Raw genomic sequence first — 21,970 nt, 5'->3', positions numbered from 1 at the left:
TTGTCTTTGAATTGAGTGAGGCCATATTGCAGGGGAGTATCAGTTTTTTTGTGTTCGGGCTGGTAAATCGGTCTCCGTACAGGATCGCAAATTGATTCATTGCCACTTTCCAGTCGTGTGCCGCATGACCCCAGTTGGCGGTGATGTTGCGCAACCCAAGCCATATCAGTTTCGTCGCAGCCTCATCGGTCGGGAAGTGCCCTCGAGTCTTGATGATCTTGCGTAACTGGGCATTGATGCTCTCGATGGCATTGGTCGTGTAAACCACTTTGCGAATGCCCGCCGGAAAAACAAAAAACGGTATAACCCGATCCCAGGCGCGACGCCATGCAGCAACTACAGTCGGATACTGCTTGCCCCAGGGGCCCGCTTCAAAGGCGTTAAGCTCTTGCTCAGCCACATCGGCATTGATCGCCTGGTAGATCGGCTTGAGTGCTTTGGCCAGTGCCCGACGTTTATCCCAAGCGGCATAGTCCAAGCTGTTGCGGATCAGATGCACGATGCAGGTTTGCAGCGTCGTGGCAGGAAAAACCGCCCCCAACGCCTCCGGTATTCCTTTGAGGCCATCCGTGACGGCGATCAGAACATCTTCAACGCCACGAGTCTTGAGGTCGTTGAACACCTTCATCCAAAACTTGGCACCCTCGGTGCTCTCGATCCATATACCCAGAATGTCGCGCGTGCCATCAGGTAATACCCCCAGCGCCAGATAAATAGCCTTGTTGCACACTAACCCCTCGTCCCGGATTTTGACCCGTAACGCATCGAAGAAGATCACCGGATACATCGGTTCCAAGGGTCGTTGCTGCCAAGCGCCCACCTCTTCCATGACCGCATCGGTGACTGAGCTGATGAAGTCATGGGACACGTCAGTTCCATACTGCTCAGATAGAAAAGCGCGGATCTCACGCACCGTCATGCCCCGGGCGTACATGGCAATTATCTTGTCGTCGAAGCCTGTAAAACGTCGTTCGTGCTTGGGAATCAGGATCGGGGCGAAGCTACCATCGCGGTCTCTGGGGATATCCAGGCGAAGCGGCCCGTCGTCGGTCAGAACCGTCTTGCTGCTTTTGCCATTGCGCTGATTGGTCGACTCCTCAGGGCGCTCCGCGCCCTGAGGATAACCAAGGTGGTGACCCAGCTCGGCGCCTAGCGCACGCTCGATCAGAGCCTTCTTGAACGCCATGGACGCGTCTTGAATGGCTTCGGCGCTCATCGGGCCTTTAACAAACTGCTCGATCAGCTCTTGGGGAATCGAGGGCAACTCCCTCGCTGTTGCATTGGCGGACTTCTTTTTGGTCGGCATACATGCACCTCTAGCTACATGTTATGCCCGAACACAAAATTTCTGACAGTCTCTATTGCAGGCCTTGCACAAACAGACTCTTTATTCATTGAATTCACAATGGGGTGCAGCAAACACGCATACGATTACGAGACGCTGGCCGCAAAAGCTGGCGACACGGAGTCTATGCCTACACAGCAGGCATCAACAGCTGCGCTACCCGTACAGACACCGTCAATGCCATCACCCTGAACAACAGCGGCAGCGAAAACAAACCTATACGTTACTGGGCCTATCCGGGCGAAACACCGGTCTTCGATTTCTCGGCCATGAAAGACGATTGTCGCGTCAAAGGCTTCAACGTTACCGGTAGCTGGTTACACCTGAAGGGGCTGGAGGTAACGGGCGTACCGCAGCAGCCGGATAACCATCTCAATCACGAGTCCTGGGGCATCTGGAACAGCGGCAGCCACAACACTTTCGAGCAACTCAACTTGCATCACAACATGGGGCCAGGCCTGTTCATTCAGAACGGCGGTTATAACCTGGTACTCAATACCGACTCCCACCACAACTACGATCCTTACACCTCAAACGGCGCAGGTCAGAGCGCTGACGGCTTCGGCGCGCACATCAAGGCGGGCCATCCAGGCAATGTATTTCGCGGTTGCAGAGCCTGGGCCAATTCCGACGACGGCTTTGACCTGATCAATGCCTTCTCGCCGGTAACCATCGAAAACTCGTGGGCATGGCAGCAAGGTTACCTGCCTGGCACGCACACCAAACTCGAAGCGGGCAACGGTAATGGGATCAAAGCGGGCGGATACGGTGGCAAGTATGTGCCCAACGGCGTGAAACATATCGTCCGTAATTCAGTTGCCTTCGACAACAAATCCGCCGGTTTCTACGCCAATCACCATACATTGGCACTGGACTTCATCAACAACACGGCTTTTTCCAATGGCGCAAACTACAACATGGCGGGTATCGCGCCAGACGGCTCGCTGATCCCTCTCAGCCACCTGCTCAACAATATTGCCTACAAGGGACGTTTGATTGTAAACAGCGAAGGACTGGATATGGCCCACAACTCGTGGGCGCTGCAAACGCCTGTAACCGACGCTGACTTTGAAGATGTCTCGGATATTGGTTGGGATGCGAAGCGTCAGCCGGACGGAAGCCTGCCAGTGCTGAGCAGCTTCCATCTGCGCCCCGGTAGCAGGCTGGCAGGCATGGGGGCGTTCAACTGAGCTAGAGGGGGAGTCTCTGGCTTCAATACTGAAAGGCGGGGTTATGAGTTCAGGAGAATACAGAGGTTTGTGGAACCCCAGACAAACAAAAACCCTCAACGCGTAAGCGATGAGGGTTTCTGGAATTTAATCTTGACGATGACCTACTCTCACATGGGGAAACCCCACACTACCATCGGCGATACATCGTTTCACTGCTGAGTTCGGGATGGGATCAGGTGGTTCCAATGTTCTATGGTCGTCAAGAAATTCGGGTACCGAATCGTGCCATGCGGCGCGCTTCAGCAAATCGGGTATGTGATAGCTCGGTGCGTTTGTGACGCAAACTTTCGGTTCGTGTCGTCTTCACAGTCACCGCAATCTGATGCTCCTGTCAGGAAGTCCACTCAAATTGCTTGGGTGTTATATGGTCAAGCCTCACGGGCAATTAGTATTGGTTAGCTCAACGCCTCACAGCGCTTACACACCCAACCTATCAACGTCGTAGTCTTCGACGGCCCTTTAGGGAACTCAAGGTTCCAGTGAGATCTCATCTTGAGGCAAGTTTCCCGCTTAGATGCTTTCAGCGGTTATCTTTTCCGAACATAGCTACCCGGCAATGCCACTGGCGTGACAACCGGAACACCAGAGGTTCGTCCACTCCGGTCCTCTCGTACTAGGAGCAGCCCCTCTCAAATCTCAAACGTCCACGGCAGATAGGGACCGAACTGTCTCACGACGTTCTAAACCCAGCTCGCGTACCACTTTAAATGGCGAACAGCCATACCCTTGGGACCGGCTTCAGCCCCAGGATGTGATGAGCCGACATCGAGGTGCCAAACACCGCCGTCGATATGAACTCTTGGGCGGTATCAGCCTGTTATCCCCGGAGTACCTTTTATCCGTTGAGCGATGGCCCTTCCATACAGAACCACCGGATCACTAAGACCTACTTTCGTACCTGCTCGACGTGTCTGTCTCGCAGTCAAGCGCGCTTTTGCCTTTATACTCTACGACCGATTTCCGACCGGTCTGAGCGCACCTTCGTACTCCTCCGTTACTCTTTAGGAGGAGACCGCCCCAGTCAAACTACCCACCATACACTGTCCTCGATCCGGATAACGGACCTGAGTTAGAACCTCAAAGTTGCCAGGGTGGTATTTCAAGGTTGGCTCCACGCAGACTGGCGTCCACGCTTCAAAGCCTCCCACCTATCCTACACAAGCAAATTCAAAGTCCAGTGCAAAGCTATAGTAAAGGTTCACGGGGTCTTTCCGTCTAGCCGCGGATACACTGCATCTTCACAGCGATTTCAATTTCACTGAGTCTCGGGTGGAGACAGCGCCGCCATCGTTACGCCATTCGTGCAGGTCGGAACTTACCCGACAAGGAATTTCGCTACCTTAGGACCGTTATAGTTACGGCCGCCGTTTACCGGGGCTTCGATCAAGAGCTTCGCTTGCGCTAACCCCATCAATTAACCTTCCGGCACCGGGCAGGCGTCACACCCTATACGTCCACTTTCGTGTTTGCAGAGTGCTGTGTTTTTAATAAACAGTCGCAGCGGCCTGGTATCTTCGACCGGCGTGGGCTTACGCAGTAAATGCTTCACCCTCACCGGCGCACCTTCTCCCGAAGTTACGGTGCCATTTTGCCTAGTTCCTTCACCCGAGTTCTCTCAAGCGCCTTGGTATTCTCTACCCAACCACCTGTGTCGGTTTGGGGTACGGTTCCTGGTTACCTGAAGCTTAGAAGCTTTTCTTGGAAGCATGGCATCAACCACTTCGTGTTCTAAAGAACACTCGTCATCAGCTCTCGGCCTTGAAATCCCGGATTTACCTAAGATCTCAGCCTACCACCTTAAACCTGGACAACCAACGCCAGGCTGGCCTAGCCTTCTCCGTCCCTCCATCGCAATAACCAGAAGTACAGGAATATTAACCTGTTTTCCATCGACTACGCTTTTCAGCCTCGCCTTAGGGGCCGACTAACCCTGCGTCGATTAACGTTGCGCAGGAAACCTTGGTCTTTCGGCGTGGGTGTTTTTCACACCCATTGTCGTTACTCATGTCAGCATTCGCACTTCTGATACCTCCAGCAAGCTTCTCAACTCACCTTCACAGGCTTACAGAACGCTCCTCTACCGCATCATCAAAAGATGATACCCGTAGCTTCGGTGCATGGTTTGAGCCCCGTTACATCTTCCGCGCAGGCCGACTCGACTAGTGAGCTATTACGCTTTCTTTAAAGGGTGGCTGCTTCTAAGCCAACCTCCTAGCTGTCTAAGCCTTCCCACATCGTTTCCCACTTAACCATGACTTTGGGACCTTAGCTGACGGTCTGGGTTGTTTCCCTTTTCACGACGGACGTTAGCACCCGCCGTGTGTCTCCCATGCTCGGCACTTGTAGGTATTCGGAGTTTGCATCGGTTTGGTAAGTCGGGATGACCCCCTAGCCGAAACAGTGCTCTACCCCCTACAGTGATACATGAGGCGCTACCTAAATAGCTTTCGAGGAGAACCAGCTATCTCCGAGCTTGATTAGCCTTTCACTCCGATCCACAGGTCATCCGCTAACTTTTCAACGGTAGTCGGTTCGGTCCTCCAGTTAGTGTTACCCAACCTTCAACCTGCCCATGGATAGATCGCCCGGTTTCGGGTCTATTCCCAGCGACTAGACGCCCTATTAAGACTCGCTTTCGCTACGCCTCCCCTATTCGGTTAAGCTCGCCACTGAAAATAAGTCGCTGACCCATTATACAAAAGGTACGCAGTCACCCAACAAAGTGGGCTCCCACTGCTTGTACGCATACGGTTTCAGGATCTATTTCACTCCGCTCTCCGCGGTTCTTTTCGCCTTTCCCTCACGGTACTGGTTCACTATCGGTCAGTCAGTAGTATTTAGCCTTGGAGGATGGTCCCCCCATATTCAGACAAGGTTTCTCGTGCCCCGTCCTACTCGATTTCATTGCAAAGGGATTTTCGCGTACAGGGCTATCACCCACTATGGCCGTCCTTTCCAGAACGTTCCGCTAATCTCAATACAACTTAAGGGCTGGTCCCCGTTCGCTCGCCACTACTAAGGGAATCTCGGTTGATTTCTTTTCCTCAGGGTACTTAGATGTTTCAGTTCCCCTGGTTCGCCTCTTGCACCTATGTATTCAGTACAAGATAACCATCTTATGATGGCTGGGTTCCCCCATTCAGACATCTCCGGATCACAGTCTGTTTGCCGACTCCCCGAAGCTTTTCGCAGGCTACCACGTCTTTCATCGCCTCTGACTGCCAAGGCATCCACCGTATGCGCTTCTTCACTTGACCATATAACCCCAAGCAATCTGGTTATACTGTGAAGACGACATTCGCCGAAAGTTTGCATTCACAAACTTTACCTTAGCCCGGACACGCACCAGTGAAAGAGGTGCCCGGTCTATTTCTTTCTATCACATACCCAAATTTTTAAAGAACGATCTAATCAAAGACTAGAAATCAACATTCATGCACTGATCATCAGGATCAATGGAATGCTCATTTCTAAGCTTTCAAACAGAAGCAGTAAGTGGTGGAGCCAAGCGGGATCGAACCGCTGACCTCCTGCGTGCAAGGCAGGCGCTCTCCCAGCTGAGCTATGGCCCCGTATTTCTACAGGCGTTTCCCACACAAAATTGGTGGGTCTGGGCAGATTCGAACTGCCGACCTCACCCTTATCAGGGGTGCGCTCTAACCAACTGAGCTACAGACCCAATTTCGAGCTTGTAGCCGCTAGCGTTGAGCTATCAGCTTGGAGCTTAAAGCTGCTTCTAATCGTCTTCTTCAATGAATCAAGCAATTCGTGTGGGTGCTTATGGTGCAGCTGAGTCGTCGATTAAGGAGGTGATCCAGCCGCAGGTTCCCCTACGGCTACCTTGTTACGACTTCACCCCAGTCATGAATCACACCGTGGTAACCGTCCCCCCGAAGGTTAGACTAGCTACTTCTGGTGCAACCCACTCCCATGGTGTGACGGGCGGTGTGTACAAGGCCCGGGAACGTATTCACCGCGACATTCTGATTCGCGATTACTAGCGATTCCGACTTCACGCAGTCGAGTTGCAGACTGCGATCCGGACTACGATCGGTTTTGTGAGATTAGCTCCACCTCGCGGCTTGGCAACCCTCTGTACCGACCATTGTAGCACGTGTGTAGCCCAGGCCGTAAGGGCCATGATGACTTGACGTCATCCCCACCTTCCTCCGGTTTGTCACCGGCAGTCTCCTTAGAGTGCCCACCATAACGTGCTGGTAACTAAGGACAAGGGTTGCGCTCGTTACGGGACTTAACCCAACATCTCACGACACGAGCTGACGACAGCCATGCAGCACCTGTCTCAATGTTCCCGAAGGCACCAATCCATCTCTGGAAAGTTCATTGGATGTCAAGGCCTGGTAAGGTTCTTCGCGTTGCTTCGAATTAAACCACATGCTCCACCGCTTGTGCGGGCCCCCGTCAATTCATTTGAGTTTTAACCTTGCGGCCGTACTCCCCAGGCGGTCAACTTAATGCGTTAGCTGCGCCACTAAGAGCTCAAGGCTCCCAACGGCTAGTTGACATCGTTTACGGCGTGGACTACCAGGGTATCTAATCCTGTTTGCTCCCCACGCTTTCGCACCTCAGTGTCAGTATCAGTCCAGGTGGTCGCCTTCGCCACTGGTGTTCCTTCCTATATCTACGCATTTCACCGCTACACAGGAAATTCCACCACCCTCTACCATACTCTAGCTTGCCAGTTTTGGATGCAGTTCCCAGGTTGAGCCCGGGGATTTCACATCCAACTTAACAAACCACCTACGCGCGCTTTACGCCCAGTAATTCCGATTAACGCTTGCACCCTCTGTATTACCGCGGCTGCTGGCACAGAGTTAGCCGGTGCTTATTCTGTCGGTAACGTCAAAACAATCACGTATTAGGTAACTGCCCTTCCTCCCAACTTAAAGTGCTTTACAATCCGAAGACCTTCTTCACACACGCGGCATGGCTGGATCAGGCTTTCGCCCATTGTCCAATATTCCCCACTGCTGCCTCCCGTAGGAGTCTGGACCGTGTCTCAGTTCCAGTGTGACTGATCATCCTCTCAGACCAGTTACGGATCGTCGCCTTGGTGAGCCATTACCTCACCAACTAGCTAATCCGACCTAGGCTCATCTGATAGCGCAAGGCCCGAAGGTCCCCTGCTTTCTCCCGTAGGACGTATGCGGTATTAGCGTCCGTTTCCGAGCGTTATCCCCCACTACCAGGCAGATTCCTAGGCATTACTCACCCGTCCGCCGCTCGCCACCAGGTACAAGTACCCGTGCTGCCGCTCGACTTGCATGTGTTAGGCCTGCCGCCAGCGTTCAATCTGAGCCATGATCAAACTCTTCAGTTCAAACATCTAACTGGGTTTTGAGAAAACCCTAAACTTGGCTCAGCAATCGTTGGCTACATCTTTGATTTCTCGCGGAGTAACTTGGGTTGCTGATAATCTGTTGACTTCAGTCTGACACCACAAGCACCCACACGAATTGCTTGATTCAGTTGTTAAAGAGCGGGTGGTTAAGAGCTTTCGTCTCAACCGAGGCGCGCATTCTACAGCGTCTCTTGTATCTGTCAAGCGGTTATTTTAAGAAGTTTTCAAAGTTTCCTTTGCAACTTCAACCACTTGGGCTTCGATCAACTCTTCAGTTGCTCATCAGCGGGAGGCGAATTATACAGCGTTACAACCGCGTGTCAAACTCTTTTTTCTCACCGCTGTCGATCACTGCAGACTCGACCTCCTTCCTCGCTTACTCTTCACTCTAAACCCTTGTAAATTATTGATCTAAAAGGCTTTTTCGTTTCCGTCTGCGCCGGAAGTGGGGCGAATTATAGACAGATCACAGAGGGCGTCAACCGTTATTTTGAACTTTCTTCGATCCTGTCCCGGCAGAACCTCCAAGACGCGGGATTCGCCTTGTAATCATTGGAATCCGCAGCAGCAACAGGAACGCACCTATCCCCGCATACAGCGCCCATTCCTTAAGGTCAGCCCTGACAATCCAGAACATGTGCAGCAAGCCCAGCCCCAGAATCACATATATAAGCCGGTGTAGCTTCTTCCAGCGCGCTCCGAGTCGACGCTGACTATAGCGATTGGACGTCACAGCCAAAGCCAGCAGCCCGAGAAACGCCAACGCCCCCACGATGATATAGGGACGCTTGACCAGCTCCACGCCTAACTGTCCTAAATCCAGCCCGAGAATGAACAGCGCATACATCGTCATGTGCAGCACCACATAAGCGAAACACCACAACCCCAATTGACGACGGACGACGATCCACCCCGGCCAGCCAGTCAGACGCTGCAAAGGGGTCATGGACATTGTGATCAGCAACATCACCAGAGTCGCTAGCCCGAAATCTTCTACCAGAACCTTGCCCGGATCAGGCCCCAAGGCAAAGATCCATGCCTGATAGAGCCACCAGACCGGCGCAACGCACGCGGCGAGAAATACAGCCAGACGCCAGAACGGGTATCGCATCAATAGTCCTTCCGCAAATCCATACCGGCATACAAGGCACCCACCTCCTCCTCATAACCGTTGAACATTTTCGTGTCGCGCAGATTCGGACTGAACAGGCCGCTCGGCAAGCGACGCTCTCGGGCCTGAGTCCAACGAGGGTGATCCACCGTCGGGTTAACGTTGGCATAGAAGCCGTACTCATTTGCCGCAATGCTTTGCCATGTGGTCTTCGGCTGCTCACTGACCAGACTGATACGCACAATTGACTTCACACTCTTGAAGCCATACTTCCAAGGCACCACCAAACGCAGCGGCGCGCCGTTCTGATTAGGCAACTCACGCCCATACATGCCCACCGCAAGAATCGCCAATGGATTCATCGCCTCATCCAGCCGCAGTCCTTCTACATACGGCCAGTCGATGAGGGCAAAGTCAGAGCGTTGCCCAGGCATGGACTTTGGGTCTTCAAGCGTTTCGAAGCGAATGTATTTGGCCTTCGAGGTCGGCTCTACCTGCTTAAGCAGTGCAGAGATAGGAAAGCCCATCCAGGGAATGACCATCGACCAGGCTTCGACGCAGCGCAGCCTATAGATCCGCTCCTCCAGCTGATAAGGCTTCATGAAGTCTTCCAGCGCATAGCGGCCCGGCTTGCCGACTTCGCCATCGATCACGACACTCCACGGCTCGGTCTGCAAGGAACCGGCATTCTTTGCCGGATCGCCCTTGTCGGTACCAAACTCGTAGAAGTTGCTGTAGTGGGTCGCGTCCTTGAACGGCGTGATCGCCTCATCCTTGACGTTGACCGCCTGCCATTTTGTAGAAGGCAGCTTGTCGGCAAACCAGCCCGGCGCTTTCCCGGGCTCTACATCCGCATAGCGCGAAGCGTCTGCAGCGCTTGCCCAGCGTGGCAGTGCCGTGACGGCCAGACCCGCAAGCGAGCCGCCGAGCAATGTACGTCGCGAGAGATAGATGGATTCAGGCGTGACGTCCGACTCTTTGGAGTCGGACGAAGAAGGAAGCTTGATTAGCATGATGACTCCGCAGGCCAGGGAACTGATGCACCAATAGACTACGGAGTATGGTGGAAATTAGATCATTGACTAGGCCTTGCGGCGACGCAATAGATACTGAATCGGTCCAGACAGGGCATAGGCGAGGAATATCAGCAGCAGAATACGTGGCGGATCGCTGAATACCACGGCAAACACCAGCACCACGGCCAGAATCGCAACAAAAGGTACACGCCCTTTCAGGTCCAGCTCCTTGAAGCTGTTGTACTTGATGTTGCTGACCATCAGCATGCCTGCCGCCGCAACCAGCAAGGCCACCAGGAACGACAGCTTCGAACCCTGAATCCCGAAATCACTGAACGCCCAGACCGTGCCGGCCACAACACCTGCCGCAGCCGGGCTAGCCAAACCGATGAAGTAACGTTTGTCAGCCTTGCCGACCTGAGTGTTGAAGCGCGCCAGACGCAATGCCGCGCCCGCCACATAGATGAAGGCGACCATCCAGCCCACCTTGCCCATGTCACCCAATGCCCAACCGAATGCCAGCAGCGCGGGCGCCACACCAAAGGCGACCATGTCGGACAGGGAATCGTATTCGGCACCAAACGCGCTCTGGGTATTGGTCATGCGCGCAACGCGACCATCCAGCCCGTCGAGAACCATGGCGACGAAGATCGCAATGGCAGCGAACGCGAAATACTTGCTCGCGCCGGCGGTATCACCCGCACTCATCGCGCTTTGTGCGCTCATGGAACTGATGATGGAGTAAAAGCCAGCAAACAGGTTCGCAGTGGTAAACAGGTTGGGCAGCAGATAGATACCGCGATGCCGGACCTGCCGGCCTTCGGCGTCATGCCCTTCTTCCACATGTTCATCGATAGGTAGCAGACTTTCAGCGTCGGAGGCCTTGTTAGGCTCCTCGGGACGTTCGCTCATGGAGATTACCTTGCAGCGGTATGAAAAGGTTCGACAGAGGTCTGCCGCGAGGGTTCGGCGGCAAACGATGCAGCTTTATACCAGAGCCTGACCCATAACGAAAAAACGCGACCGATTGGCCGCGTTTTTTTTGCGAAGCTAAAGCTTAGTTCTTGTCTTTGTCGACGATTTTGTTCGCAGCGATCCAAGGCATCATCGAGCGCAGTTTCTCGCCGATGATTTCGATGCCGTGGGCAGCGTTGTTACGACGCTTGGCGGTCATCGATGGGTAGCCGGTAGCGCCTTCGCTGATGAACATCTTCGCGTATTCACCATCCTGGATGCGCTTCAGAGCGTTGCGCATGGCCTGGCGGGATTCAGCGTTGATAACTTCAGGGCCGGTCACGTACTCGCCGTATTCGGCGTTGTTGGAGATCGAGTAGTTCATGTTGGCGATACCGCCTTCGTACATGAGATCAACGATCAGCTTCAGTTCGTGCAGGCACTCGAAGTAGGCCATTTCCGGCGCGTAGCCAGCTTCAACCAGTGTTTCGAAACCAGCTTTTACCAGCTCGACAGTACCGCCGCACAGAACAGCCTGCTCGCCGAACAGGTCGGTTTCAGTCTCGTCCTTGAAGGTGGTTTCGATGATGCCGGTACGGCCGCCGCCAACACCCGAAGCGTAGGACAGGGCAACGTTCTTGGCGTTGCCGGAAGCATCCTGATAAACCGCGATCAGGTCAGGAATACCGCCGCCCTTGACGAACTCGGTACGTACGGTGTGGCCTGGAGCTTTTGGCGCGATCATGATCACGTCGAGGTCAGCGCGCGGTACAACCTGGTTGTAGTGAATCGCGAAGCCGTGGGAGAACGCCAGTGTTGCGCCCTTTTTCAGGTTCGGCTCGACTTCGTTCTTGTACAGCTGGGACTGAAACTCGTCCGGTGTCAGGATCATGACCAGGTCGGCAGCAGCAACGGCAGAAGCAACATCAGTCACTTTCAGGCCATGAGCCTCGGCCTTGGCGACAGTAGCCGAACCTTTACGCAGGCCAACAGTGACATCAACGCCGGAGTCTTTCAGGTTGCACGCTTGAGCGTGGCCTTGCGAACCGTAACCGATGATGGCGACTTTCTTGCCCTGGATGATCGAAAGGTCACAGTCTTTGTCGTAGAAAACTTTCATGGAAATCCCCTGTTATCTTGGCCGTTCAGGCCATTTGCTTAATTGATTTAAATGCTCAGCACTTTGTCGCCACGGGCAATGCCCGTTACGCCGCTACGTACTGTTTCCAGGATAGCGGCGGTGCCGATGGCCTGAATAAAGCTGTCCAGTTTGTCGCTCGTGCCGCTCAGCTGCACGGTATAAACGCTGGCGGTCACGTCGACGATCTGCCCGCGGAAAATATCCGTGGTGCGCTTGATCTCGGCACGCTGCGCGCCAGTGGCCTTGACCTTGACCAACATCAGTTCGCGCTCGATGTGAGCGCTTTCCGACAGGTCGACCAGCTTGACCACTTCGATAAGTTTGTTGAGGTTCTTGGTGATCTGCTCGATCACCTCATCATGGCCTACGGTGGTGAGCGTCAGACGCGACAGGGTCGGGTCTTCGGTCGGCGCAACCGTCAGGCTTTCGATGTTGTAGTTGCGCTGGGAGAACAGACCGACGACGCGAGACAATGCACCCGGTTCGTTTTCCAGCAGCAGGGAAATGATATGGCGCATGATTATGTCCGCTCCGTCTTGCTCAACCACATATCGCGCATGGAGCCGTCCTTGATCTGCATCGGGTAGACGTGCTCGGTCACATCGACCTGAATATCCATGAACACCAGACGATCAGTCATGGCAAAAGCTTCTTCCATCTTCGGCTTCAAGTCCTTCAGGTCAGTGATACGCATGCCGACGTGGCCATAGGCTTCGACCAGCTTGACGAAATCAGGCAGCGATTCCATGTAGGAATGCGAGTGACGCGAGCCATAGCTCATGTCCTGCCACTGACGGACCATGCCCAGAACACCGTTATTGAGCAGGATGATCTTCACCGGCAAGCCGTATTGCAGACAGGTCGACAGTTCCTGAATGTTCATCTGGATACTGCCTTCACCGGTCACACAGGCAACGTGCGCATCCGGAAAGCTCAGCTTGACGCCCATCGCAGCCGGGAAGCCAAAGCCCATCGTGCCCAGACCGCCCGAGTTGATCCAGCGGTTCGGCTTGTTGAAACGGTAGTACTGCGCAGCGAACATCTGATGCTGGCCAACGTCCGAGGTGACGTAAGCGTCGCCCTTGGTGACTTCGCACAGCGTTTCGATAACGGCTTGCGGCTTGATGACCGTGCCATCGCCACGGTTGTACGGGAACAGATCACCCGCACCGCGCCACTCGTCAATCTGCTTCCACCACGCGGCAACGGATGCCTTGTCAGGTGTCTCGCCGATCTCTTTCAAAGTGGCGACCATTTCGGTCAGCACGCTTTCGACAGGACCGACGATAGGCACGTCGGCCTTGATGGTCTTGGAGATCGAAGCCGGGTCGATGTCGATGTGGATGATTTTTGCGTTCGGGCAGAACTTGCTCGCGCCATTGATGACACGGTCATCAAAGCGCGCGCCTACAGCCAGAATGACGTCGGTGTGGTGCATCGCGAGGTTGGCGGTGTAGCTGCCGTGCATCCCGAGCATACCGACGAACTGACGATCCGTGCCCGGATAGCAGCCAAGCCCCATCAGGGTATTGGTGACCGGAGCATTGAGCAGTTGCGCCAGTTCGGTCAGTTGCGCCGAAGCATTGCCCATGATCACGCCGCCACCGGCGTAGACGATAGGACGCTTGGCCGCCAGCAGCATCTCGACGGCTTTGCGGATCTGGCCGGAATGGCCACGAACCGCCGGGCTGTAGGAGCGCAGCTTGGCTTTTTTCGGAAAGACGTATTCGAATTTCTCGGCCGGGTTAGTCATGTCTTTCGGAATGTCGACTACTACAGGGCCCGGACGACCGGACTGCGCCAGGTAGAAAGCCTTTTTCAGGACTTCCGGGATTTCCGACGGGTGCTTGATCATGAAGCTGTGCTTCACGATTGGCCGGGAGATACCGATCATGTCGGTCTCCTGGAAGGCATCGGTACCCACCAGCGTACTCGCTACCTGACCAGACAGAACCACCATCGGAATGGAGTCCATGTACGCCGTGGCGATACCGGTAATGGCATTGGTTGCACCTGGGCCGGACGTCACCAGCACCACGCCCGCCTTGCCGGTAGCCCGCGCATAGCCATCGGCCATGTGCGTGGCAGCCTGCTCATGGCGAACAAGGATATGGCTTACCGCCGGTTCTTTGAACAGGGCATCGTAGACATGCAGGAGAGCACCACCCGGGTACCCATAGATATGCTCAACGCCTTCGTCACGCAAAAAGCGGACGACCATTTCAGCGCCAGATAAAAGCTCCACGTTGTTCACCTCTAAAACGCCAGAATACCGCCCACTCCGGGACGGGTCTTAATAGGTTTACTGCCAGCAGAGCATGAGCGACGGTGGTCGCCGACTACGTCAGCACTGACTGAGCAAGTATTGGGAGGTCCCTGAGTGTTGCGGAACATTCCCACCCAGCGCGAGGTAACGCGTTGCGGGTGTTACAGGTCGGCGCGGGTGTGCGCCTCATGATCTACTGAGAGGGTCTGCTTCTGGCAGTCCTTCTACAGCGAACTTTGGATTGTTGTGATTCCCCCCCTTCAAGTCAAGTGATCCGTGCGCTTTCTTGACAGAGGACCGGCGAAATCGCACCGTTTCGGACTGAAATGCACCGTTATGGTAGTTTTCTGTGTGCACAGACTCTCAAGGACACGACATGCATTGGATGATTCTCGCCGCCGCACTGGCCCTCAGCACAACCAGCCAGGCCGCCTCAATCTATAAGTGGGTCGACGCTCAGGGCGTGACGCATTTTGATGCTCAACCCCCCACCGGCCAGCAGGTGCAGGAAATCAATGTGCAGACGCCGCCGCCTGCCTCTGCGCCCAGCACTCCTGCGGACGACGGAGCTGCACAGCAACGCGTTATTGACCAGAAAGTCAAAAGTCAGGTGAAGGCTCAGGAAGCGAAACGCGCGGAGAATTGCGAAACCCTGCGCACCAACCTCGCGCAGTTGCAGAACAATCCGCGAGTGCGCGAGCAGGTTGGAGGAGAATCGAGGCGTCTTACGGAAGAAAACCGCAAGACGCGTACCGAAGAAACCGAGAAAGCCATCAGCGAATTCTGTCGCTAGAGGATTGGCTCAGCGAGCGGCCGTAATCAACTGGTCGAACCGTGCCAGATGCTGCTGCAGCAGCCGGGTTTCGCTCAGGCGCCCGGCATAGACCATCTCGGCCATCTCCAGAATGCCGGACGCATTGGGCAGCGGCAGGTCACGCTCGAGGATGACTTTCATGCGCGGCAGGAAGATCCATTGCAGCCACTGCGCGAACTCGAGCGTATCGACGCTGAACGGTTCCTGACTCGCAAGCGCCTGCTCGCTGGGCGGCGTCGCATCCCACCAGCCCAGCGCGCGCAACTCGCGCTCTATCAACAGCAACTGCTCAGCCACCTCAGGTAAACGCACGTCCATCAGCGAGCCTTTTGGCGAGCCAGCGCAGCACCGGCCGCGTCACCCTGCTTTTCGCGAGACTGGGCGATCAGACCCCAAAGGCTGGCCTGAAGGCTGGTACGCCCGTTGGCGTAGGTCAGACCGCGACGAGCCAGTTGCTCGGCCTGGGCTGCATCGCCCTGAGCCAGACGCACCTGAGCCAGACGATAAAGCACCTGAGGCTCACGCGGGGCGACACGCTGCGCGCGCTCCAGGCTTGAGGATGCGCCGTTGAGGTCGCCACCGCTCTGCTGTTGCTGTGCCGTGGTCAGCAACGCCAGTACCGGCCCGTCAAGCTGCTCGTCCTCTGACAGACCGCCGCCACTGGACGGAATGCCGGTCGGTGCAGAGGCAGCCGGCATGCTGTAACTGTTGTTCGCCGGAGCCGGGCTGATCGGGGCCTGATTGACCGGAGCGGCATCGACAGGCGGCGTGTTGACACTGAACGGCGCCTGACTGGTCGGCGCAGAGAAGCTCTGCCCTGCATCGGCACCACCCGCACCCGGCACCATCACCACGACACCCGAATCCTGCGGCACGGCTTGCGGCTGCTGAACCGGGGCGGTGTTGGTTCGGTAAGTGCCATTACGCGACGCTGCCGCGCGCTCGCCGTTGGACACCTTGGAGCTCGAATCCACGACCGGAATCGAGCCGCGTTCCACACTGGCGCAGCCGTTCAGCAAGGCCAGTGCCGTTAAAGCTGGAATCCACCATTTATTCACTTCAAAACCTCGATTGCCTAGTTCAACCAACCCTTGACCCAGTCCATCACCTCAGTGGCAGGTGCCGGAGCGCCGCCGCATGTCGCGCCGGGCTGGGGCTCACTGCCGCGAATATACGGCATCTGCACTGCATTCGGGCAGCTTGAGTCAGAACCCTGGCCTGTCTGCGCATCGACCCATGCCTGAACGACGTTATCCGGCATCGCCATGTCCAGCGGCAGCGGATTGGCCTTGCGCATAAAGCTGGTCCAGACCTGCAAGGCACCAGTGGCGCCAGTAAACGGTGTCTTGCCGTTATCATCACGGCCCATCCACACTACGGCCAGCAGATCCTGACTGAAACCGGCGAACCAGCTGTCGCGCGAGTCATTACTGGTGCCGGTCTTGCCCGCCAGATTCAGCGAGCTCGGCAACACGTTGTAAACAGATTTGCCCGTCCCTTCGCGCATGACCCGCTGCATCGCATTCTGTACCAGGTAAATGGCACCCGGATCGAAACGCTGCTCGATCTTGAACGGATAACGCTTGAGCGGTTCACCTTCGGCGGTCAGCACACTGCGAATACCACGCATCGGCGTATTGAACCCGCCGCTGGCGATGGTCTGGTACATGGTGGCGACTTCCATCGGACTCAAGCCACCCGCACCCAGCAGCATCGACGGATAAGCAGGCCACTCACGCGTTACACCCAGTTTGGCCAGTGTCTTGAAGACAGTTGGAATACCCAGCTCAAGGCCCAGCTTGGCAGTCGACAGGTTGTAGGAATGCGCCAGCCCTTGATACAGAAAGATGTTGCCATGCGACTTGTGATCGTAGTTCTGCGGTTTCCAGATCTGGCCATCAGCGCCCTTGACCTGAAACAGTTCGTCGGCAATCCAGCTGGTCAGCGTGTACTGGCTCGGACGTTCCAGTGCGGTCAGGTAAATAGCCGGCTTGACCAGCGAGCCTATCGGACGCACTGCATCGATCGCCCGGTTGAAACCCGAGAACCCGGCCTCGCGACCGCCAATCAGCGCCTGCACCTCACCGGTCTCCGGGTTGGTGACGACCATACCCGCCTCTACTTCATCAACACCCTTGCGCCCGGCGAGCTTTTTGAACGTGTCGTCCATAGCGGCCTGGGACTTCATCTGCAGGATCGGATCAAAGCTGGTAAAGATCCGCAGCCCTTCTTCGGTCAAGTCTTCATCGCGATAGTCTTCGCGTAACTGGCGCTTGACCAGATCCAGAAAAGCCGGGAACGAGCTGTCGGCGAGCGTGCCGGTCTTGGTCACACCCAGTGACAATTTCTTCGCGGCGGCCACCACTTCGGGGGTTGCCACACCTTGCTGCTCAAACAGGTCGAGCACCAGATTACGACGCTCCAGAGCACGCTCGGGATTGCGGCGCGGGTTGTAGAAGGACGGCCCCTTGACCAGCCCGACCAGCATCGCCACCTGATGAATCTTCAGTTCGGAAAGCGGCTGGCTGAAGAAATACTGACTGGCCAGACCAAAACCGTGCACTGCACGCTGACCGTCCTGACCGACAAACACTTCATTGAGGTAAGCCTCGAGGATTTCCTGCTTGCTGTAATGGATCTCCAGCAAGACCGCCATCATGGCTTCGGTGAGCTTGCGGGTCAGGCTGCGCTCGTTGGTCAGGTAGAAGTTCTTGACCAACTGCTGGGTCAGCGTACTGCCGCCCTGGCGCATCTGCCCTTGCGAAGTATTCACCCAGATAGCCCGGGCAATGGACTTGGGCGACACGCCGAAGTGGTGATAGAAATCGCGGTCCTCGACCGCCACCAGCCCGTCGAGCAGATACGGCGGTGCCTGATCAAGCTTGATCAGGATCCGGTCTTCGAGGTTCTTCGGGTAAAGCCCGCCGATCAGCAAGGGCTCAAGCCGCGCCACGGCAAGCTTGGCACCATTGCCCGACGACAGGTCGGCGACGTAATCACCGGAAAAGCGCACGCGCACCTGCTGAGCCGCATCAGTGCCTTCGTAGAACTGGAAACCCCGCGTGTTGAGGTCGACGGTATTGCCATTCACCGCCGCAGCGCCAGGACCATTCGCGACGCTTTCGCGGCGATAACCCAAGGCGTCGAGTTCGATGAGAAAATCATCGCGGCTCAGCTTCTGTCCGACGAACAGCTCCAGCGGTCGTGCATAGACCTTGGCCGGAATGGTCCAGCGCTTGCCGGAGAACTTCTCCTGAACGATTGCATCGAGGTAAATGGCCAGGCCGCCCAGCAGAACCAGGCCGACAATACCGAGCTTCAACGCCCAGCCCAGCCACTTGTTCAGGCTGCGAGGAGGTTGCTTTTTAGGAGAACGAGAGGTGCGGGATCGAGTCATGGGCGCGGATTATACGCACTTTAGCAAGGATCGACAGACGCCCGAGTCAGCGGTTTGCAGCCTCGCGCCAAGCGGCCATAATGGCGGCATCGCGTACTTACATTTTGAACACATTCCTGAAGGATCGCCCGTGAGCCAGTCTTTGATCGCTGCCCTGCAGAACCCTGCTCTTTTCCCACATCCGGTGGAGAATTTCCAGCTCATCGAAACGCACATTTCGTGGGTTCTGCTGACTGGCCCGTATGCCTACAAATTCAAGAAGCCGATGAACTTCGGTTTCCTGGATTTTACTACGCTGGCTCTGCGTAAGCATTTCTGCCACGAAGAGCTGCGCCTCAATCAGCGCCTGACCGACGACCTCTACATCGAAGTGCTGCCGATCACCGGCACCGTCGACGCGCCGCAATTGGGCGGCGACGGCGAAGTCATCGAATACGCCTTGAAGATGAAGCAGTTTTCACAGGACGGCCTGCTCAGCACCCTGCAGGCCAACGGCGAGGTGACCACTGCGCATATCGACGAACTGGCGCGCCAGATCGCAGGCTTCCACCTCAGCTCGCCGCAGGTCGGAACCGAAAGCGAACTGGGCTCGCCAGACAGCGTGATGGCCCCTGTGGTACAGAATTTTGAGCAGATTCGTCCACTGATCAGCGAAAAATCCGACCTGGCACAGCTCGATGCCCTGCAGGCGTGGGCAGAGTCGAGCTTTGCGCGGCTCAAGCCACTGCTGGCTCAGCGCAAGGCCGACGGATTCATCCGCGAATGCCACGGCGACATCCATCTGGGCAACGCGACAGTGATTGACGGCAAGGTCGTGCTGTTTGACTGCATCGAGTTCAACGAACCGTTCCGCAAGACCGACGTGTACGCCGACATCGGCTTCCTGGCAATGGACCTTGAGGACCGCGGCCTGAAATCCCTTTCCCGGCGCCTGATCAGCCAGTACCTGGAAGTCACCGGCGACTACGCAGGCCTGGAACTGCTGAATTTCTACAAGGCTTATCGGGCGATGGTTCGTGCCAAAGTGGCCCTGTTCAGCCAGCCATCCGATGCCGACGGTGTGCAGCGCGCAGCGACGCTTCGTCAATACCGCAACTACGCCAATCTGGCCGAAAGCTACAGCGCCATTCCCTCACCGTTCCTGACAATTACCCACGGTGTATCAGCCGTCGGCAAAAGCCATGTCGCAATGCGCCTGGTGGAATCGCTGGGCGCCATTCGCCTGCGTTCGGACATAGAGCGCAAGCGCCTGTTTGCCGGGCGAGATGAAGAGATGTATGGCGCGCAAGCCAACGATGCAACCTATGCACACCTGCACGAACTTGCCGGTATAACCCTTCGCGCAGGCTTCTCGGTAGTGATCGATGCCACCTACCTCAAGCATGGGCAGCGTGATGCAGCGGCAAAAGTCGCCGAAAACACCGGCGTGCCGTTTATGATCCTCGATTGCGAAGCACCACAGGCAGTGATCGCTGGCTGGCTTGCCCAGCGTCAGGCACAGAACAATGATCCTTCCGACGCAACCCTGGAGGTCATCGAGGCCCAGCAGGCCAACCGCGAACCGCTGAGCGCAGAGGAAACGCTGCGCAGCAAGAAGGTTGCCACCCACATCAGCAGTGAGCTGGACAGCCTCATCGACAACCTGCGCCAGCGCTTGCCGGGGCTGTAAAACCGGTACATGGCCGTTGAGCGGGTAATGCTTCACGGCCTCACAATGATGGCGATATAATGGCGTCATAATTCCAACGCAACCACATGTCCGAGGCCATCATGAGCCAGCCCAAACAGATCGACTCACCGCTTTATATGCTGCTGCGCAAAGATGATGTCGAAGGTTTCAACCAGGAAAAACCGCGGACGGGCACAATTGACATGGCCGGGGGTGACTTTCGAGGGCTGGACCTGCGGGCACTGGACACCGCCGGTATCGACTTCACCGACGCCTATTTCCGGTCTGCCGACCTTCGCGGCCTGGACCTGCGGCACACGCCTATGGAAGGTGCGAGTATCGCTCATGCACAGATTTCAGGCGTGTTCTTCCCCGCCGAGCTCTCGGCTGACGAGATTCTGATGTCGGTAAATTTCGGTACGCGTCTGCGCTATCGCACCCGCTAAAACCGTAAAACCGTAAAACCGTAAAACCGTCGCAGCCTGCATGCGCAATGCATGTCAGGCTGGCGCTGCGTCGCTTCATTTCCGAAACTCCCCCTCTAAATATCGCGGCCATGCGCAGCCAGCCGTTATGCCGTGCAACGCATTTTTGGCCTATGGATAGCTGTCAGGTGATGAGCATGGACAGGTTCAAAAGAACTGTTGACTTAGAAATGAGAATCGTTATGATTATCGCATCCGGTCGCGAGACTGGACGGTAACTGAAAGACCTTGGTTCGGACTTTCAGATTATCTCCTCATCAGGCTAATCACGGTTTTTGACCCGGCTCTTTGCCGGGTCTTTTTTTGTCCTTCAAAAAGCTGCCCACCGCTCAAAAACCGTTGCCATACGACTCATATAGGCCAAGTCTGGCCAGCAAATCGTCCAGTAAGCTTGAGCCGCCCAACCGCACGCGCCCGGCGTTCATCCATTGCCGACCAAAACGGGCACGCGCCAGCGTCATGTAAAAACGTGCCTCGTCGAACGTCCGGATCCCTCCCGCAACCTTCAACCCCACCTGCCCGCCGACGTCCGCGATAGACTCGAGCATCACCCGCGCAGCCTGCGGTGTAACGTGGGTGGCTGATTTGCCCGTGCTGGTTTTGATAAAGTCGGCACCCGAAACAATCGCATCGCGGCAGGCATTGAGGATCATTTGGGAATCGCGCAGATCGCCGGTTTCAAGTGTCGCGGTGAGTTTGACCCGCCCTGCACACAATGAGCTGCACGCCGATATCATCTCAAGGCCGGGCTGCCTGTCCCCACCGAGCAGTGCGCGAAAGGGGTACACGACATCTATTTCGTCCGCGCCGGACAGCAGCGCAGCGCGAACTTGCGAGGTCACTGACTGAATGTTGCTGCTGCCGTGAGGGAAATTGACTATGGCGACAACCTTGATGTCATGCGCCAGCATACGGTCCAGGGTGGTGCGCGCCAGACACACGAAACGCGGCTGCACGCAGACCGCGGCAACCTGCCCCACAGGCGTCCATGCGCGCTGACAAATGCCGACGATGCGCTGCTCCGTATCGTCGGCATTGAGGGCAAACAGCTCAAGCAGCCTTATGACCTGACGCGCCAGCCGCTCATCATCTGCTGTCATCTCTTTCATGGCGTATTCGCTCTGCAAAACATGAGCAGAACGATATACGGGCTTGAAGGCCAGAAGGCGCAAGGACCA

14 protein-coding genes, 2 tRNA genes, 3 rRNA genes and 1 pseudogene are annotated in these 21,970 nt (G+C 56.0%); 4 read left to right on the top strand and 16 right to left on the bottom strand.

The features are described from left to right. Positions 1–52 precede the first annotated feature (52 nt). Positions 53–1,306 (bottom strand): annotated as a pseudogene (locus FFH21_RS04535) (IS256-like element ISPsy17 family transposase); the annotation flags it as partial. Positions 1,307–1,410: 104 nt separating this feature from the next. Between FFH21_RS04535 and FFH21_RS04530 the strand changes: the two are divergent. Then, positions 1,411–2,535, top strand: coding sequence for a right-handed parallel beta-helix repeat-containing protein (locus FFH21_RS04530; RefSeq protein ID WP_011167762.1), 1,125 nt, complete (start codon positions 1,411–1,413; stop codon positions 2,533–2,535). A 130-nt stretch (positions 2,536–2,665) separates the two neighbouring features. Here the strand turns inward: FFH21_RS04530 and rrf are convergent. The 11 genes from rrf to FFH21_RS04470 form a co-directional block, all read right to left on the bottom strand. Next, positions 2,666–2,781, bottom strand: a 5S ribosomal RNA gene (gene rrf, locus FFH21_RS04525). 160 nt (positions 2,782–2,941) lie between these two features. Then, a 23S ribosomal RNA gene (locus tag FFH21_RS04520) occupies positions 2,942–5,834 on the bottom strand. A 239-nt stretch (positions 5,835–6,073) separates the two neighbouring features. Further along, positions 6,074–6,149: transfer RNA gene (locus tag FFH21_RS04515), tRNA-Ala, on the bottom strand. A 30-nt stretch (positions 6,150–6,179) separates the two neighbouring features. After that, positions 6,180–6,256 (bottom strand) — tRNA-Ile (locus tag FFH21_RS04510). 123 nt (positions 6,257–6,379) lie between these two features. After that, positions 6,380–7,918, bottom strand: a 16S ribosomal RNA gene (locus FFH21_RS04505). The 16S, 23S and 5S rRNA genes sit together here with 2 tRNA genes alongside, the layout of an rRNA operon. A gap of 499 nt (positions 7,919–8,417) precedes the next feature. Then, positions 8,418–9,050 (bottom strand): protein-methionine-sulfoxide reductase heme-binding subunit MsrQ, encoded by a 633-nt coding sequence (gene msrQ, locus FFH21_RS04495; RefSeq protein WP_004658606.1) that lies wholly within the window; start codon positions 9,048–9,050, stop codon positions 8,418–8,420. Then, on the bottom strand, positions 9,050–10,063 hold the full coding sequence (gene msrP / locus FFH21_RS04490; RefSeq protein WP_011167761.1) for a protein-methionine-sulfoxide reductase catalytic subunit MsrP: 1,014 nt from the start codon (positions 10,061–10,063) through the stop codon (positions 9,050–9,052). The genes msrQ and msrP overlap by 1 nt, the downstream gene beginning before the upstream one ends. 69 nt (positions 10,064–10,132) lie before the next feature. Then, positions 10,133–10,978, bottom strand: a complete 846-nt coding sequence (gene pssA / locus FFH21_RS04485) for a CDP-diacylglycerol--serine O-phosphatidyltransferase (RefSeq protein ID WP_002552077.1) — start codon at positions 10,976–10,978, stop codon at positions 10,133–10,135. 145 nt (positions 10,979–11,123) lie between these two features. Then, complete coding sequence (gene ilvC / locus FFH21_RS04480; protein ID WP_002552076.1) at positions 11,124–12,140, bottom strand: ketol-acid reductoisomerase; 1,017 nt, start codon at positions 12,138–12,140, stop codon at positions 11,124–11,126. A gap of 47 nt (positions 12,141–12,187) precedes the next feature. After that, positions 12,188–12,679: an acetolactate synthase small subunit gene (gene ilvN / locus FFH21_RS04475; protein ID WP_002552075.1), complete on the bottom strand. Its 492-nt coding sequence runs from the start codon at positions 12,677–12,679 to the stop codon at positions 12,188–12,190. 2 nt (positions 12,680–12,681) lie between these two features. Continuing rightward, entirely contained in the window at positions 12,682–14,406 is a 1,725-nt protein-coding gene (locus FFH21_RS04470; RefSeq protein ID WP_002552074.1) for an acetolactate synthase 3 large subunit, read from the bottom strand. Between the two features lie 397 nt (positions 14,407–14,803). Between FFH21_RS04470 and FFH21_RS04465 the strand changes: the two genes are divergently transcribed. Next, complete coding sequence (locus tag FFH21_RS04465; protein WP_004663736.1) at positions 14,804–15,220, top strand: DUF4124 domain-containing protein; 417 nt, start codon at positions 14,804–14,806, stop codon at positions 15,218–15,220. A 9-nt stretch (positions 15,221–15,229) separates the two neighbouring features. On the opposite strand, the gene FFH21_RS04460 is transcribed toward FFH21_RS04465, so the two are convergent. Genes FFH21_RS04460 through mrcB form a run of 3 tightly spaced genes read right to left on the bottom strand, consistent with a single transcriptional unit; the run spans position 15,230 to position 18,638 of the window. After that, on the bottom strand, positions 15,230–15,559 hold the full coding sequence (locus tag FFH21_RS04460; RefSeq protein WP_004658614.1) for a YqcC family protein: 330 nt from the start codon (positions 15,557–15,559) through the stop codon (positions 15,230–15,232). Beyond that, complete coding sequence (locus FFH21_RS04455; RefSeq protein WP_162893457.1) at positions 15,559–16,299, bottom strand: M48 family metallopeptidase; 741 nt, start codon at positions 16,297–16,299, stop codon at positions 15,559–15,561. The genes FFH21_RS04460 and FFH21_RS04455 overlap by 1 nt, the downstream gene beginning before the upstream one ends. Positions 16,300–16,316: 17 nt before the next feature. After that, positions 16,317–18,638, bottom strand: coding sequence for a penicillin-binding protein 1B (gene mrcB, locus FFH21_RS04450; protein ID WP_011167759.1), 2,322 nt, complete (start codon positions 18,636–18,638; stop codon positions 16,317–16,319). Positions 18,639–18,768: 130 nt separating this feature from the next. On the opposite strand from mrcB, the gene FFH21_RS04445 reads away from it, so the two are divergent. Both FFH21_RS04445 and FFH21_RS04440 read left to right on the top strand, forming a co-directional pair. Beyond that, positions 18,769–20,307, top strand: a complete 1,539-nt coding sequence (locus tag FFH21_RS04445) for a bifunctional aminoglycoside phosphotransferase/ATP-binding protein (RefSeq protein ID WP_004658616.1) — start codon at positions 18,769–18,771, stop codon at positions 20,305–20,307. Positions 20,308–20,408: 101 nt separating this feature from the next. Beyond that, positions 20,409–20,753 (top strand): pentapeptide repeat-containing protein, encoded by a 345-nt coding sequence (locus tag FFH21_RS04440; RefSeq protein ID WP_002552068.1) that lies wholly within the window; start codon positions 20,409–20,411, stop codon positions 20,751–20,753. Between the two features lie 368 nt (positions 20,754–21,121). Here the strand turns inward: FFH21_RS04440 and deoC are convergent, their stop codons facing one another. Then, positions 21,122–21,901, bottom strand: coding sequence for a deoxyribose-phosphate aldolase (deoC, locus tag FFH21_RS04435; protein WP_011167756.1), 780 nt, complete (start codon positions 21,899–21,901; stop codon positions 21,122–21,124). Between the last annotated feature and the right edge of the window lie 69 nt (positions 21,902–21,970).

Origin of the sequence: Pseudomonas sp. KBS0707, assembly GCF_005937945.2 — a bacterium.
Classification (GTDB): Bacteria; Pseudomonadota; Gammaproteobacteria; order Pseudomonadales; family Pseudomonadaceae; genus Aquipseudomonas; species Aquipseudomonas amygdali.
This window is presented reverse-complemented; position numbering and strand designations above follow the sequence as displayed.

Coding starts and splice junctions, on each gene's coding strand:
- pssA (WP_002552077.1), bottom strand. CDS start 10,978: ATGAGCGAACGTCCCGAGGAGCCTAACAAGGCCTCCGACGCTGAAAGT.
- msrP (WP_011167761.1), bottom strand. CDS start 10,063: ATGCTAATCAAGCTTCCTTCTTCGTCCGACTCCAAAGAGTCGGACGTC.
- FFH21_RS04460 (WP_004658614.1), bottom strand. CDS start 15,559: ATGGACGTGCGTTTACCTGAGGTGGCTGAGCAGTTGCTGTTGATAGAG.
- ilvN (WP_002552075.1), bottom strand. CDS start 12,679: ATGCGCCATATCATTTCCCTGCTGCTGGAAAACGAACCGGGTGCATTG.
- msrQ (WP_004658606.1), bottom strand. CDS start 9,050: ATGCGATACCCGTTCTGGCGTCTGGCTGTATTTCTCGCCGCGTGCGTT.
- mrcB (WP_011167759.1), bottom strand. CDS start 18,638: ATGACTCGATCCCGCACCTCTCGTTCTCCTAAAAAGCAACCTCCTCGC.
- FFH21_RS04465 (WP_004663736.1), top strand. CDS start 14,804: ATGCATTGGATGATTCTCGCCGCCGCACTGGCCCTCAGCACAACCAGC.
- deoC (WP_011167756.1), bottom strand. CDS start 21,901: ATGAAAGAGATGACAGCAGATGATGAGCGGCTGGCGCGTCAGGTCATA.
- ilvC (WP_002552076.1), bottom strand. CDS start 12,140: ATGAAAGTTTTCTACGACAAAGACTGTGACCTTTCGATCATCCAGGGC.
- FFH21_RS04440 (WP_002552068.1), top strand. CDS start 20,409: ATGAGCCAGCCCAAACAGATCGACTCACCGCTTTATATGCTGCTGCGC.